We start from the raw sequence: 12,843 nt of genomic DNA, 5'->3' as shown, positions 1-12,843 counted from the left end.
CTAGGCATTTTCCGGTTTCACCTCGGGCTCAAGCTGCCCTTCCCACTTGGCAACCACCGCAGAAGCCACGGTGTTGCCGACAACGTTGGTGGCTGAGCGGCCCATGTCGAGCAGGTGGTCGACGCCCAGAACCAGGGCGATCCACTCTTCCGGCAGGCCGAAATAGGTCAGGGTCGCCATGATCACCACCAGAGAGGCGCGCGGCACGCCGGCAATCCCCTTGGACGTGATCAGCAGCAGGAACAGCATCATCACCATCTGGCCGGTGCTGAACTCGACGCCATGCGCCTGGGCGATGAACAGAGTCGCAAAGGTGCAGTAGATCATCGAGCCGTCGAGATTGAACGAATAGCCCAGTGGCAGGACGAACGAGACGATCTTACGCGACACGCCGACCTGCGGCAGGGCCTGGAGCACCTTCGGGTAGGCCGCTTCGGACGACGCCGTAGAGAAGGCCAGCAAAGCCGGATCACGCACCACGGCCAGGATCTTGAACAGGCGCGGCCCGACGACAAGCAGACCGGCCACGATCAGGATCACCCACAGCGTCCCGAGCGAGGCATAGAAGCACCCCATGAACTTGGCGTAGGTGATCAGGATCGGCAGGCCTTGCTCCGCCACGGTCTTGGCCAGGGCCCCGAAGATGGCGAAGGGGGCGAACAGCATGACCAGTTCAGTGACCTTCAGCATGATGGCCGCGCCCTGCTCGGCCAGATGCATGATCTGGGGCGCCTTGTCGTCCAGCATGGCGATGGCGGTGCCGACAAAAACCGAGAAGACCACGATCTGCAGGATTTCGTTCTTGGCCATGGCGTCGATGATCGACGACGGGATCAGGTGCAGGATAAAGCTTTCGAACGTGAAGCCGGCGGTCGAGGGCGTCTTGGCGATATCACCGGCGGCCTGAAGCGTCATGCCGGCGCCGGGCTGCAGCCATTCGACCATGACCATGCCCAGCAGCAGCGACACGATCGAGGCGCCAAGGAACCAGGCCATGGCCTTGACGCCGACCCGCCCGACGGCGGCGGCGTCTTCCATGTGGCCGATGCCGGCGATCAGGGTGAACAGCACCAGGGGCGCAATGATCATCTTGATCAGGGTGATGAAGATCTTGGTCAGCAGCCCGAAGATCATGATCGCCGTCGGCGTATAGGCCGCGTCGAGATAGTTGTGGGTCCCCCATCCGGCGGCAACGCCCAGCACCATGGCGGCGAGAATGAACAGCGCGAATTTCGACTTCATACGGGAACCCCGAAAAGATTTCAGGCGACTATCGGATGGACCGCGGCGGCTTGTCAATCGCGCAGCTTGAGCCGGCCGATGATGGCCGGTTTGACGCCGCTTTCGACGACCGCGCCGTCTTCACCGAAATCGCTCCATTGGCTGCGGGCGACGAAGACATAGTCGCCGCCATCGATCACGCCGCCGGTCGGTTCTTCCAGTTGACCGCCGCGCAGCAGAACCTCAACCGAGTCAATCGCCTGCCAGTCCGGCTTCATGCGGACGCGCAGGACGCGGGCCGGCTTGACGCCGTTCTGGACGACGATCAGGTCGTCGCCGTCGCGCACCACGCCGTCAACACCAGCCAGCGACGCCGTATCCGGTATGGGCAGCAGCGCGGCGGAACCGGTCGCCAGATCCACCCGCCACAGGCCCGACGGATAGTCGGCGACGATCAGCGTCTTACCGTCCGCGCTTTCGGCAAGACCCTGGGGCGAGCCCAGCTTGCCGGCGGGAATGAGAACCTCCAACGCCCCTGCCCGCCCCCTCAGGCGATAGACGGCGCCGCCCTGGCTGTCGCTGGTGTAGAGATCGGTTCTGCCGATCGCCAGGTCATTGAAGCCCTTGGCGTCATTGTGGCCGAAATACTGCAACGATTTTCCATCCCGCAAGCCGATGTGGACCACCTCGGGTTGGTGCACGCCCGCCGAATGGCCGGAGACTTCGCCCGGGCTGGTGGCCAGCCACGCCGTATCGCCGTCCACGGCCAGGCCATAGCCGCCGACGCCACCCGGCAGGCCTTGCATGACGTAGCGCGGCGCCAGCCGGTTGAGTGCGCCGTCATGGACCGAGCTGAAATAGAATTTGCCGTCGCCGGCGATGGCAACACTTTCGACCAGGACGGTTTCGGGGATGCCGGCAACCGTGGTGAAGCTGCCAAGGTCGGCGCCATTGGCCGCCAATTGCGCCTTGCCGGCGTCATCCAGGACCATCATCAGGCCAGGATAGCGCGCCGGCTCGAACCACAGGCCGCGTTTGAGGTAATCGTCCACCCAGGCCTTGGTCGCTGGGTTGTCACCGGCGGCTGACTCGATCTGCGCGCCCAGCATCAGGACCGATGGCGCCGATGGCAACAGGGCGCGGGCCTGGGCGATTTCGCTGCGGGCCGTGGCGAAGTCACCGCTATTGACGGCGGCAATGGCCGTCTTACGGTGTTGCCGGAAAGCGTTGATGTCGAAATCCTGCGCCATGACGCTGCCGGCAACCAGCCAGGCAGCCGCCAGCCAAACCCCGTGAAACCGCATGATAACGCTCCTTCTCCACGAACGACGGTATCACGGGCAAGAGGTTGCGCCAGTTACAAAACGGTTAGGCGGCAACGGGAACCCATATGGTCACTTCGCCGTTTCCGCTTTCGGGGTCGAATTCCGGACCATAGCGCTCGTAGAACGGCGCTTTCACGACCTTAAGGCCCGATTGCGGCACGTGATGGTGCCAGATCGTGCCCCAGGTCGCGCCGATTCCGGAGATATGTCCGCTGTGGGTGAAGACGGCGTAGGTCTGCGCCTCTACGTCCAGGACGGTGAATTCGGCCGCGAGCCCGGCATCGCCGGCGATCTCCACGCCGCAGAGATAGTGGAAACCGTCGTCGCTGTTGTTATAGCAGACGCCGTAATAGACCTCGGGTTCCGGCCGTTCGGGCAGGTCGAAGCGATTGAATTTCTGCCACAGCGCCGGGATCTGCGAATTTGTGGTCATGTCGTAGTGACCGCTGAGGCCGGCCAGTTTGCGCACCGGCGCGGTTTCCAGACGATAGGTGGTCATGTCGAAATCTCCCTCGGTTTTCGTCATAAGCCGGTGTGCCTGCGTCAATTCCCGGCAGCAGGTACCGGCGGCAGGTTCTCGGAGCCCGGCAAGCCGCGCAGCCAGGTGAGGAAAGCCCGGCCGCCCTGCCCCGGCGGCGACACATAGATAGGGCGGGTCCGGCCATCGGGCTCAGTCACCATCAACACCACCGAAGTTCGGCCGCGGAAACTGCGCACGTCCTCGATGTGCGTGATGGCGCTGCGTTGATAGACCTGCCGCTTCCACAGATAGCGATTGTCAAAGCCGTCGGCCGACAGCTTGAACCGGTTGGTCATGTACCAGCCGAACAGCCCAACCAGCGGTATCATCAAAGGCAGGCTGCCCATCACCTGCGGGGACGCGCCCATCATCACCATGCGGACGGTGATCAGGGCCAGACATCCGCCCAGCACGGCGATGGACAGCCAGGGACGGTAGGTTTGGGTAGGGTTCGTGTCGGTCATGCCCTGCTATGTGGCAGACCGATGCGAAAGCGCAAGGGGCGTTTCTGTCATGGTCATGGTGGGGAATGGTGCGGATGAGAGGACTCGAACCTCCACGCCTTGCAGCGCTGGAACCTAAACCCAGTGCGTCTACCAGTTCCGCCACATCCGCAGGTCCGCGGCGTTCTTGGCGGAAACCGCGAGCAAGGTCAAGCGCGCAGCCGCGATTAATCTCAAGCATATGTCAGCTTAACGCGCTCCTCACTTTCGGCATGATGCGGCGACTGACCGGGGCCTGGGCGCCGGTTGACAGGGTCAGAACGCCGGTGCCGGTCGCGTCGCGGGTCAACTTCTCGACAAAGGCCGTGTTGACGATAAACGACCTGTGCACGCGCAGGAAGCTGGCCGGCAGTTCGCTCTCCAGTTCCGTCAGGCCGCCGTTATGCAGAATCGTCCGGCCGTCCACCAACTGCAGCTCGACATAGTCGTCCGCCCCCTTGCACAGGATGATGTCCGACGCCTTGACGATATCGACCCGGCCAGCGGCATTGATGCGCAAGGTTACCGGCTGGGTGCCGCGCGCCAGGGCCGCTTCCAGGTCGTGAGCGCGCAACCGTTCCTTTTCATGCTCACGCCGTTCGCGCTCGAACCCGAAGGCGCGAATGGCAAACAGGACCAGCAGAACGGCTGCGACTTCGTAGAAGAAGACCGTGTTGAGGAAGATGTCCTGGAACACCAGGACGGAGCCGGCGAACACGCCCAGTACCCCACAGGCGACCATCCCCGCACGATCGCCTTTCAGCGCGACCCGTCCGGCGACCGCGGCGCAGGCCACGGCAGCCGCCAGGAGCGAGAAGGCCGCCTTGCCGTCGAAGCCCGGCATCAAGACCAGCGGGACCAGCATCAGGCCGGCTATGCTCCCCAACACCATCAGCCGCCGACGTTCGACAAACCGCCAGACAATCAGGCCCGCCAGGGTAATCCCGAACGCAACCGACAGGGTGGTGATGGCGATCAGGCGTCCGTCGTGGACCGGATAGGCATAGGCTGTCAGGCCGCGATAGGTTTCGGCGAACAGCTGCGCGGCCGCCAGCAGCGACAACAGCGCCAGCAGCAGTGGATCGCGGCGATTGACCGCCGACAGCGCCGAGCTGGCGAAAAAGAAGGCCCCGGCCAGCAACACTCCGAAGGTCACCAGGGACGGCCAGTACAGCCGCAACAGCATGTCGGTCGGGTCGCTGTAAGGCGCGATGGCGATCCAGTGTACCGGCTGGCTTAGGTGGACCGTACCGTGAAACGACGACATTCGCAGGACGATCTCGTTGCTACCCGGGCGCAACAGACCGTTACGGAGATAAAACACGCTGTCCATGCGACCCGGCGTTTCCAGCGCCCGTGAGGCGCCCGGCTTGCCGTTGTTGCCGACACGAACACCATTGACCCAGGCCTCGCTTGAGGCCTTGGCCAAAACGTACAGACCCATGGGTTCCTCCGACGGCGCAACATCGACCGTGGCGCGGATCCAGACATCCCGGCCCTGCGGGTCGAGCTCGGCGATCGGGACATTGCGGCAGGATGGGTCGTCGAACCGCTGCGCCGGACAAACGGTCAGCGACTTGACCGGCGCCATGGCGGCGACGGCCGATTGTCCGAACAGAAAGAAGACGAGTGCGGTGAGGAACAGCTTCATGTCCAACCGTTAGCCGATTTGGCGGTGCCGGTCACCGCCGGTCACCGGAAATCCGCCACCGCCAGCCGAAACGGAGGTGAAAACCGGCGCGCGATGGGCTCGATTGGGACCATCGTTCAACTCAGGTGCCCTATGAAAATCATAATCCCCCTCGCCGCCCTGGTCCTTATCGCCTCGCCCGTCCTGGCGGCGGAAGAGGCGCAACTGTTCGAAAGCCGTTCGGGCGACAAGGTCGAGGCCTTTCACGGCACTTTTACCGTGCCCGAAAACCGCGCCGATCCGAAGAGCCGCAATATCGACATCCACTATGTCCGCTTTCCGGCCACCGGCACCAAACCGGGTGCGCCGATCGTCTACCTGGCCGGCGGACCCGGTGGGTCGGGCATAGACACGGCCAAGGGCGAGCGCTTCCCCCTGTTCATGGCCATGCGCGAATTCGGCGATGTCATCGCGCTGGACCAGCGCGGCACCGGCCTGTCGGAGACGGCGCCGAAATGCGTGTCGGATGTGGTGATCCCCATGGACCGCGTCGTCGCACCAACTGACCGGAACCGGATGCTGCGCCAGGCGGCCGAACAGTGCGGCGCCTTCTGGCGCGCCGCCGGGTTCGATCCGGCCGGCTACACCACCGTCGAAAGCGCGCGCGATATCGACGCCCTGCGCGCCCATCTCGGCGCCGATAAGGTGACCCTGTGGGGCATTTCCTACGGCACGCACCTGGCCCTGGCCGCCGCGAAAGAGATGGGGCCGCACATCGACCGTATGGTCTTGGCCAGCGTCGAGGGGCTTGACCAGACAGTGAAGCTACCGTCGCAGACCGACGCTTATTTCGATCGCCTGCAGGCCGCCATCGACCAGGAGCCGGCGGCCAAGGCCGTCTATCCCGACATCAAGGGGCTGATGCGGAGCGTCCATACCCGGCTGGATGCCGAACCGGTCCTGTTGCAAGTGCCAACGCAAGACGGGCCGAAACCCATGCTGCTGACGGGCGAAATGATGCAGTTCCTGGCCAGCGGCTCGATTGCCGATCCGCAGAACGCGGCGCAGATATTGATGCTGTACCTGGCCGTCGATGCCGGCATGACCGAGCCGGTGGCCGGTCTGTTCGGGCGTTTCGTGACACCGGGGGCGCCGGAAGAGTTCCGGCTAATGCCGCTGGCCATGGATATCGCCTCGGGCATCGGCGCCGATCGCCTGGCCCGGGTCGAAGCCGAAGCGAAGACCGCCGTGCTGGGTGACCTGCTGAACTATCCCATGCCGCAGTTGGCGGGCGCCCTGGGGCTCGACCTGGGCGATGGCTTTCGTGCCGCACCGCAGGGCGACATGCCCATTCTGGTCCTGACCGGCACCCTGGACGGCCGCACCTATCCGGCCGAGCAGACGGCCGCGGTTTCCGGCCTGACACGGGTGACCACGGTGACGGTGGTCAATGCCGGCCACAACCTGTTCATGCTGTCGCCTGAAGTCACCCAGGTCATAAGCGAATTCATGCGCGGAGATACACCGCATACCGATCGCGTAACCGTTCCCGCGCCGTCGTTCGCCCCCAGGATGTAGGGCCTTTCGCGCCGCGCCGGGCTGGTCTAAATGAAAAAGCTCCAGCCGGCGTCCCGGCTGAAGCTTTTTCCCCCCTCTCCCCCCGTCGATAGGCGGACCGCCCCGGAATTCCCCCCTCCGGCCGCGGCGCCAGTTATCAACGCCATCTCACACTAGCTGAACCCACACTGAACGGGAATGTTGCGGAACGTAACAGCTCTGCAACGATCCGGCCCGAATCGATCCGTTTACGGGCGCACAGTCGCGGACACGCAGGAAACGAAAACACGCGACGGAGGCGCAGGCCTGTTGTATCCGGTGACTCGTTGAGACTGGGGGAAGATCGTGTACAAAAAATTCCACGACGATGATGAAGGCATTCTGGATTGGGAACAGAAGATCGAGGCCGCCTATAAGCTGACCGGGACGCGGTCGGCGGCGTCGCTGGCCCGGGCGGTCGAAGCCCATATGGAGCGCAAGCTCGATTCCGACTACGGCGACCTGATCAACCGCTGGAAAAAAGGGCCGCCGCGCGGAGACGGCCACGAATTCTTCTTCAAGGGCATGAACCGTATCTTCGGCCTGCCCGCCGACACGCCCAACTATTTCCTGGTCGAAGAGCCCTATATCTCCGTCTGGGCGGCCATGCCGGCCCAGAACCAGGGCGTTGTCCCCCTGCCCGCCCAGCAGGAATTTATCCATACCTTCCACGTCGACCTGGCGGTCAATGACGAGAACTTCTCCGACTGGCTGCGTAACCGCCTGGTCGACCAGAGGAACATGTATATCGGCCGCGACTGCGTCGCCAACTATCACCGCGCCGCCAACGACAAGGGCTACAAGAACCTGAACATGTGCCAGGTGCTTCTGGGCGATTTCGTCGAAAGCGATCCCTGGGTCGAGCTGATCAGCAATAACAAGGTCGGCAGCGTCGTAATCCTGGGTGCCGGCTCGGCCGAAAAGGACGATATCGTCCTGTCGTCGATCGACAAGATTACCCGCAACGAACGCAAGCGGCTGATCAACTACGCCATCATCGACGCCAGCTATGACATGCTGTTCGATACCTACAAGCATATCCAGGAGATTTTCCAGACCAAGGACCGGCCGGCCAATGTCCAGATCCAGCCCTTCCATGCCGACTTCACCGACCTCTATCCGCTGAAATGGAAGATCCAGCCCCAGGACGGCTCGGCCACGGTGTTCATGTGCCTGGGCGGGACCATCGGCAATATCAACGAAAACAACTTCCTGACCTCGATCCGCGCCTGCTCAAAGGAGGGCGACTACCTGCTGCTGGCGGCTGAGTTCATCGACGGCATCTCGCCCCGGGACATCGAGACCCGGCTCAAAGAGGAATATGGCGGCGACGGCATGAAGGACCTGGCCCTGGGGCCCATTCGCGGCGAACTGGACCGCCAGGGCGTTTCGCCGGTCAAAGAAGACCGACGGAAAAAGGTGGTGGTCAACGTAGGACCTCCCGAACGTTTCGACGATTTTATCGAAGGCACCATTGCCGCCAAGCTGCAGATCGCCATCTCGGGCACCATGCTGACCCTGCTGGAATCCAAGCGTTACCGGCTCGAAAAGTTCAAGGCGTTCTTCCGGGGCTTCGACTTTGTCGGCGCCTATGAGCGTAACGATAATCCGCGGTTCAAACATCTGCTGTTCCGCCGGACGACACCCGCTTTGGAATGATCGCGCCGCTTCCGGGCCGGTCCGCTCCGAATCGTATCGGGCCCGTCCGAAGTGAGACCATGGCGGATGTCCGGGGCTTAGGTCATATAAATACAGGTACGAGGAGGCGTTGATGGAAAAGCTGGGGCTTTCGGGGGCAGTCTTCCTGCTGACCCTCGCTCTGACCTTTGCCGCCGCCGCCTTCGCCCGCATCAAGGCGGCGCGTCCGTCCGCCTCACACGACATTGAAGACAAGGATTGGGCCGACGAAGACCTGGCCGGCCGCGGCCTGAACCGCTGGCTGGTGGGTTTAAGCGCCGCCACCACCGGCAACAGCGGCTTCATCGTTACCGGCGCCGTCGGTCTGGGCTATGCCGGCGGGATGCAGTGGCTGCTGTTTCCGTTGGCCTGGCTGCTGGGCGACCTGATCTACTGGGGGCTGTTTCCCGACCGTTTGAATGCCGCCGCCCGCCAGGCTTCGGCCACCACCCTGTCGGAACTGCTGACCCACGGCCTCAGCGGCCGGACCGCCAAGCTGATCGCCCTCGCCTCGGCCCTGCTGCTGGTGGTGTTCTTGTCGATGTACACCTCGGCGCAATGGTTGGCGGGCAAGAAGTTCCTGTCGGGGGTGTTCGACCTGTCCGAGGTCAGCGCACTGCTTTTGTTCGGCGGCACCATCGTCCTCTATTCCAGCCTGGGCGGGTTTCGCGGCAGCGTCTATACCGATACGGTCCAGGCGGTGATACGTATTTTCGGCACCGTCGTCGCCCTGGGCGCGGTGGCGTGGTTCGCGCTCAGCGACCATGCGGCGTTTTCGGCCAATCTGGAATCGGTAGGGCCGGAGTTCTGGAGGATTTCGCCGCACGGTTCGCTCTTGGCCGCGGCCGGGTTCGTCGCCGGCTATGCCGGGGCGGCCATCGGGTTCGGCCTGGGCCAGCCCCAGATCGTGACGCGCTACATGGCCGGCGCCAGTCCGGAGGAAACCCGGGCGGCCAAGTGGATCTATATCGGCTTCCTGCAAGGCACCTGGCTGGCCATGACCACCTTCGGCATCCTGCTGCGCGGCGTCATGCCCGATATCGCCGACCCGGAAACGGGGCTGAGTTTGTTCTTCCAGAGCTATATGGGGCCGATCGCCACGGGCATCATCTTCGCCGACGTCTTCGCCACCATCGCCTCGACCTCGAACGGCCTGCTGGTGGCGATCAGCCAGGCCCTGCGGCGCGACCTGCTGGGCCATGTCCTGGGCCAGAACCGGTCGTCCCTGGCCATCACCACGGCCTTTACACTGGTCATCGGCCTGGGCACCATCGCCATGTCGTTCATCCTGCCGGGCAGCGTGTTCAGCATCGCCGTCGACGCCGTGTCGAAGATCGGCGCCGCCCTTGCCGGGCCGGTGATGATCAAGATCTTCCGCTGGCGCCATAGCGGGATTTCGTTGCTGGCTGCGATGATATCCGGCCTGGCGGCCGCCTATGCCTGGACGCTGATGGGATACAGCCCGGCGTTCAACGAAGCCGGCATCGGCATTGCCGTCAGTTTGCTCGTCAACCTGCTGCTATGCGGCGCCGGCAAGCCCGCGGACCGGGCGGATTAAGCCGGGTCTGACGGCCAGGGCAGCTTTTCGTAATCGATCTCATCGACGGCGACGCACTGATAGTTTCGCGCACGGACGTCGTCGACAAAGGCATCCGGCAAGCGAAATCCGTGAAGGCGGACATAGTGGCCGGTGTCACCCGGCCATAGCCATACACCGTCATATTGCCACGAAACGGACCCAAGGCGCGCACCGCACAATGTACACGGCGGCTCCAATGTTGCGGCGGCCAAAATCATTGGGCCGTTCTCGACATACAGAATCAGGCTTTCCTTGTCGTCCGGTTGCCAGTCGGGATCCTCATCTGCCGGCGAGAGCCAGAAACATTTTCCGTCGATCGCCATCGCGCTTCCCCGAAATCTGCCCAAGCCTGCCCCATTACGAACATGACGGCAAGCCGCAATCCTCGCTCAGGCCGGGCTGGACAGCTTCATCAGCACCAGGCCGCCAACGATCATCACGGCCGCACCGATGCGCATCGGATTGGCGGATTCGCCCAGCACAACAACACCGACGATAAAGGCGCCGATCGCGCCGATGCCCGTCCACACCATATAGGCCGTGCCCAGCGGCAGCGACTTCATCGACCACGACAACAGGCCGAAGCTGATCAGCATGCCGACAATGGTGACAACGCTGGGCCACAGCCGCGTAAAGCCGTGCGACTGCTTCATCGCATAGGCCCAGATGACTTCGAAAATACCGGCAATAACCAGAACAAACCACGCCATGGCAGTCTCCCTAAAGAGCTGCCGGGCCGTCCCGGTCTTGATCCACCTCAGGTCAGGCGGCGGGAACGTGGTCTCCGCGCCGCCCAGTTAGGAAATCGGATGCACCAAGTCAAGGTCAGGCCTGATCCATCTGGGCGAAGAACAGCAGCACCCCGGCCGGGTCCAGCACATGGGTCGCCAGGGCGCCGTAGGCCTCCCGACGTGGCGGATGCACCGTCACTTCTGTGAAACCGCCATCGGCCTTGACCTGCTTGGCCTTGTCGAACCAGGCGGTGGCGTCGTCGACGACCAGGTGCACCATGGTGTTGTGCGCCCACGCCTCGACGAAGGCGTTTTGCAGGAAAAAGTGCGACGGGCTCAGCTTCATCAGCGCCAGGTCGGCGTCCTGATAGACCGAGGTCCAGCCCAGGCGGGTGTAGAAGTCGATCGAGCGTTTGAAGTTCTTGGTCGGCAGGAACAGGCGCTGGTCGAGAATGGCGGGCATGCGGATCTCCTATTCCGGTTTCGTGCGGATCAGCCACAGGGCCACGGCCATGTGCCAGACGGCCTGGGCTGCCATATAGATCAACAAACGGCCGACGTCGAAACCTATCGTCGTCAGCAGCAGGCAGGCCAGGGATGCCGTGCCGACGGCCAGGCTCAGGGCGCCCAGTCCGCGCGTCAGGCCTTTGTAATGCAGCAGGGCGAGGCCCCAGAAGACCGAACTCAGCGCCGTAAGCACGAAGGCCAGCCGCGCGACGGCCTGGATGACAATGCCGCTGAACTGGATCAACCCGTAGGCGGTCTCAGGGTGATCCCCCATCCGCGCGGCGATATCGGCGATGATGAAACCGTCGAACAGGGCGGCGAACATCATGACCAGGCTGCCGCCGACATAGCTGAGCCAGCCGGCCATCACCAAAGGATGCGAGATGCCCAGCCGCCAGGCAAAGCCCGAAAAGCCGGTGGCGAACAGCAGCACCATGACGGTCAGGGCGCCATGCACCTGTTGGCCCTGGGCGGCAACGGCCAGGATATTGTTCAGGCCGTCCTCGGGGTGGCCCAAATTGGCGGTCGGGTGGTGGCTGATAAAGGCCAGGGCGGCCAGGGTCGACAGACCCAGCAGCCAGCCATAGGCCGGCGCGTTCAGGCGCAAAGGGGGAAAGGTGGTCACGATGGTTTCCTCAGATGTGAGGGACCAGCCTAGAAAAACAGGTGCGTTCCGTCGCCAAATTCGGCATAGGTTTTGTCTGATACTGGACAAAGGGGCCGATATGTCCGCCGAAGACTCGCTCGATCGCCGTCAGGAAAAGACCCGCCAGGCCATCCGCCGGGCCTTTATCGAGCTGTTGTTCGAGCTGAACTACAACGATGTGACGGTGGCCGCGGTGGCCCAGCGCGCCAATGTCGGCCGCTCGACCCTGTATGAGCATTTCCGCACCAAGAGCGATATGCTGCGCGACAGCCTGACCATGCCGATGTCGTCCTTGGCGGCGGTGATCGGATCGCGCGATGTGCCGGCGCAACTGGGCTGGTGGCTGCAGCATTTCAAGGAGCGTCAGGCCCTGGGCCGGGTGCTGTTCTACCTGCCGGCGCGCGATATCATGCTGGATGTCCTGGCCGAACTGATCGAGGCGCGGCTGGAAAAGCTGACCGAGGCGACACCACCGATTCCGCTGCGGTTGCTGGCATCACAGATCGCCGCTGCGCAGTTCGCTTTGCTGACGCCGTGGATTCTGGGCCAGGTCGCTGTATCCCAGACGGTGCTGGCCGAGACGCTTCATTTGACCAGCAATGGTTTGGTCCGGTCGATCTTTCAAGCCTGAGATTCGGAATCTACACCAAATAGTTGTAAATATTTAATAAGGTCATATTTTGAACTCATGAAACATCTACAGTTTAAAATGAGGAGAAAATTTATTCTCATAAATAGAAAATAAAACCCATGACGAACGGAATACATAGAGTTCGAGCGAGACGTAACTTAGTTTTGGTAAATTTTGGAAATAGCGCTCATGAAATTGACGAGCACACATATATCTTTATGAAATACATACCAGATCTTGATGCGTTGCCATGGGCCGAAAGCTCAGACCCCGCAATACTCATTATCGACGTTATGCC

General features: G+C 62.7%; 13 protein-coding genes and 1 tRNA gene. 4 read left to right on the top strand and 10 right to left on the bottom strand.

The features are described 5' to 3' along the window. From ABAC460_RS35985 to ABAC460_RS35965, 6 genes are all read right to left on the bottom strand, one after another. Window positions 1-1,242, bottom strand: coding sequence for a dicarboxylate/amino acid:cation symporter (locus ABAC460_RS35985; protein ID WP_023453557.1), 1,242 nt, complete (start codon window positions 1,240-1,242; stop codon window positions 1-3). A gap of 53 nt (window positions 1,243-1,295) precedes the next feature. Beyond that, window positions 1,296-2,525: an SMP-30/gluconolactonase/LRE family protein gene (locus tag ABAC460_RS48315; RefSeq protein ID WP_023453556.1), complete on the bottom strand. Its 1,230-nt coding sequence runs from the start codon at window positions 2,523-2,525 to the stop codon at window positions 1,296-1,298. A gap of 64 nt (window positions 2,526-2,589) precedes the next feature. Beyond that, window positions 2,590-3,045, bottom strand: a complete 456-nt coding sequence (locus ABAC460_RS35980; RefSeq protein ID WP_162150323.1) for a GyrI-like domain-containing protein — start codon at window positions 3,043-3,045, stop codon at window positions 2,590-2,592. 44 nt (window positions 3,046-3,089) lie between these two features. Next, window positions 3,090-3,530, bottom strand: a complete 441-nt coding sequence (locus ABAC460_RS35975) for a hypothetical protein (protein WP_023453554.1) — start codon at window positions 3,528-3,530, stop codon at window positions 3,090-3,092. A gap of 66 nt (window positions 3,531-3,596) precedes the next feature. Next, window positions 3,597-3,681, bottom strand: a tRNA-Leu gene (locus tag ABAC460_RS35970). 72 nt (window positions 3,682-3,753) lie between these two features. Further along, complete coding sequence (locus ABAC460_RS35965; protein ID WP_023453553.1) at window positions 3,754-5,199, bottom strand: LytTR family DNA-binding domain-containing protein; 1,446 nt, start codon at window positions 5,197-5,199, stop codon at window positions 3,754-3,756. Window positions 5,200-5,331: 132 nt separating this feature from the next. On the opposite strand from ABAC460_RS35965, the gene ABAC460_RS35960 reads away from it, so the two are divergent. The 3 genes from ABAC460_RS35960 (at window position 5,332) to ABAC460_RS35950 (ending at window position 10,009) form a co-directional block, all read left to right on the top strand. Further along, a complete protein-coding gene (locus ABAC460_RS35960) occupies window positions 5,332-6,756 on the top strand; it encodes an alpha/beta fold hydrolase (protein WP_023453552.1) in 1,425 nt (474 codons plus the stop codon). A 324-nt stretch (window positions 6,757-7,080) separates the two neighbouring features. Beyond that, on the top strand, window positions 7,081-8,433 hold the full coding sequence (locus ABAC460_RS35955; protein ID WP_023453551.1) for an L-histidine N(alpha)-methyltransferase: 1,353 nt from the start codon (window positions 7,081-7,083) through the stop codon (window positions 8,431-8,433). A 112-nt stretch (window positions 8,434-8,545) separates the two neighbouring features. Next, window positions 8,546-10,009: a sodium:solute symporter family transporter gene (locus ABAC460_RS35950; RefSeq protein WP_023453550.1), complete on the top strand. Its 1,464-nt coding sequence runs from the start codon at window positions 8,546-8,548 to the stop codon at window positions 10,007-10,009. Here the strand turns inward: ABAC460_RS35950 and ABAC460_RS35945 are convergent. The 4 genes from ABAC460_RS35945 to ABAC460_RS35930 form a co-directional block, all read right to left on the bottom strand. Continuing rightward, window positions 10,006-10,353 carry a hypothetical protein gene (locus ABAC460_RS35945; protein WP_023453549.1) on the bottom strand — a complete coding sequence of 116 codons (348 nt, stop codon included), beginning with the start codon at window positions 10,351-10,353 and terminating at the stop codon, window positions 10,006-10,008. The genes ABAC460_RS35950 and ABAC460_RS35945 overlap by 4 nt on opposite strands. Before the next feature lie 66 nt (window positions 10,354-10,419). Then, window positions 10,420-10,740 carry a quaternary ammonium compound efflux SMR transporter SugE gene (gene sugE / locus ABAC460_RS35940; protein WP_023453548.1) on the bottom strand — a complete coding sequence of 107 codons (321 nt, stop codon included), beginning with the start codon at window positions 10,738-10,740 and terminating at the stop codon, window positions 10,420-10,422. Window positions 10,741-10,855: 115 nt separating this feature from the next. Then, window positions 10,856-11,224 carry a VOC family protein gene (locus ABAC460_RS35935; protein ID WP_023453547.1) on the bottom strand — a complete coding sequence of 123 codons (369 nt, stop codon included), beginning with the start codon at window positions 11,222-11,224 and terminating at the stop codon, window positions 10,856-10,858. Window positions 11,225-11,233: 9 nt separating this feature from the next. Next, window positions 11,234-11,893: a hypothetical protein gene (locus tag ABAC460_RS35930; protein ID WP_023453546.1), complete on the bottom strand. Its 660-nt coding sequence runs from the start codon at window positions 11,891-11,893 to the stop codon at window positions 11,234-11,236. A 100-nt stretch (window positions 11,894-11,993) separates the two neighbouring features. Here ABAC460_RS35930 and ABAC460_RS35925 point away from each other — a divergent pair, with 100 nt between their 5' ends. After that, complete coding sequence (locus ABAC460_RS35925; RefSeq protein WP_023453545.1) at window positions 11,994-12,545, top strand: TetR/AcrR family transcriptional regulator; 552 nt, start codon at window positions 11,994-11,996, stop codon at window positions 12,543-12,545. The last annotated feature ends 298 nt before the right edge of the window (window positions 12,546-12,843 follow it).

It is taken from the genome of Asticcacaulis sp. AC460 (assembly GCF_000495795.1).
Classification (GTDB): domain Bacteria; phylum Pseudomonadota; class Alphaproteobacteria; order Caulobacterales; family Caulobacteraceae; genus Asticcacaulis.
This window is presented reverse-complemented; position numbering and strand designations above follow the sequence as displayed.

Coding starts and splice junctions, on each gene's coding strand:
- ABAC460_RS35985 (WP_023453557.1), bottom strand. CDS start 1,242: ATGAAGTCGAAATTCGCGCTGTTCATTCTCGCCGCCATGGTGCTGGGC.
- ABAC460_RS35965 (WP_023453553.1), bottom strand. CDS start 5,199: ATGAAGCTGTTCCTCACCGCACTCGTCTTCTTTCTGTTCGGACAATCG.
- sugE (WP_023453548.1), bottom strand. CDS start 10,740: ATGGCGTGGTTTGTTCTGGTTATTGCCGGTATTTTCGAAGTCATCTGG.
- ABAC460_RS35950 (WP_023453550.1), top strand. CDS start 8,546: ATGGAAAAGCTGGGGCTTTCGGGGGCAGTCTTCCTGCTGACCCTCGCT.
- ABAC460_RS35935 (WP_023453547.1), bottom strand. CDS start 11,224: ATGCCCGCCATTCTCGACCAGCGCCTGTTCCTGCCGACCAAGAACTTC.
- ABAC460_RS35945 (WP_023453549.1), bottom strand. CDS start 10,353: ATGGCGATCGACGGAAAATGTTTCTGGCTCTCGCCGGCAGATGAGGAT.
- ABAC460_RS35975 (WP_023453554.1), bottom strand. CDS start 3,530: ATGACCGACACGAACCCTACCCAAACCTACCGTCCCTGGCTGTCCATC.
- ABAC460_RS35980 (WP_162150323.1), bottom strand. CDS start 3,045: ATGACCACCTATCGTCTGGAAACCGCGCCGGTGCGCAAACTGGCCGGC.
- ABAC460_RS35925 (WP_023453545.1), top strand. CDS start 11,994: ATGTCCGCCGAAGACTCGCTCGATCGCCGTCAGGAAAAGACCCGCCAG.
- ABAC460_RS35960 (WP_023453552.1), top strand. CDS start 5,332: ATGAAAATCATAATCCCCCTCGCCGCCCTGGTCCTTATCGCCTCGCCC.
- ABAC460_RS48315 (WP_023453556.1), bottom strand. CDS start 2,525: ATGCGGTTTCACGGGGTTTGGCTGGCGGCTGCCTGGCTGGTTGCCGGC.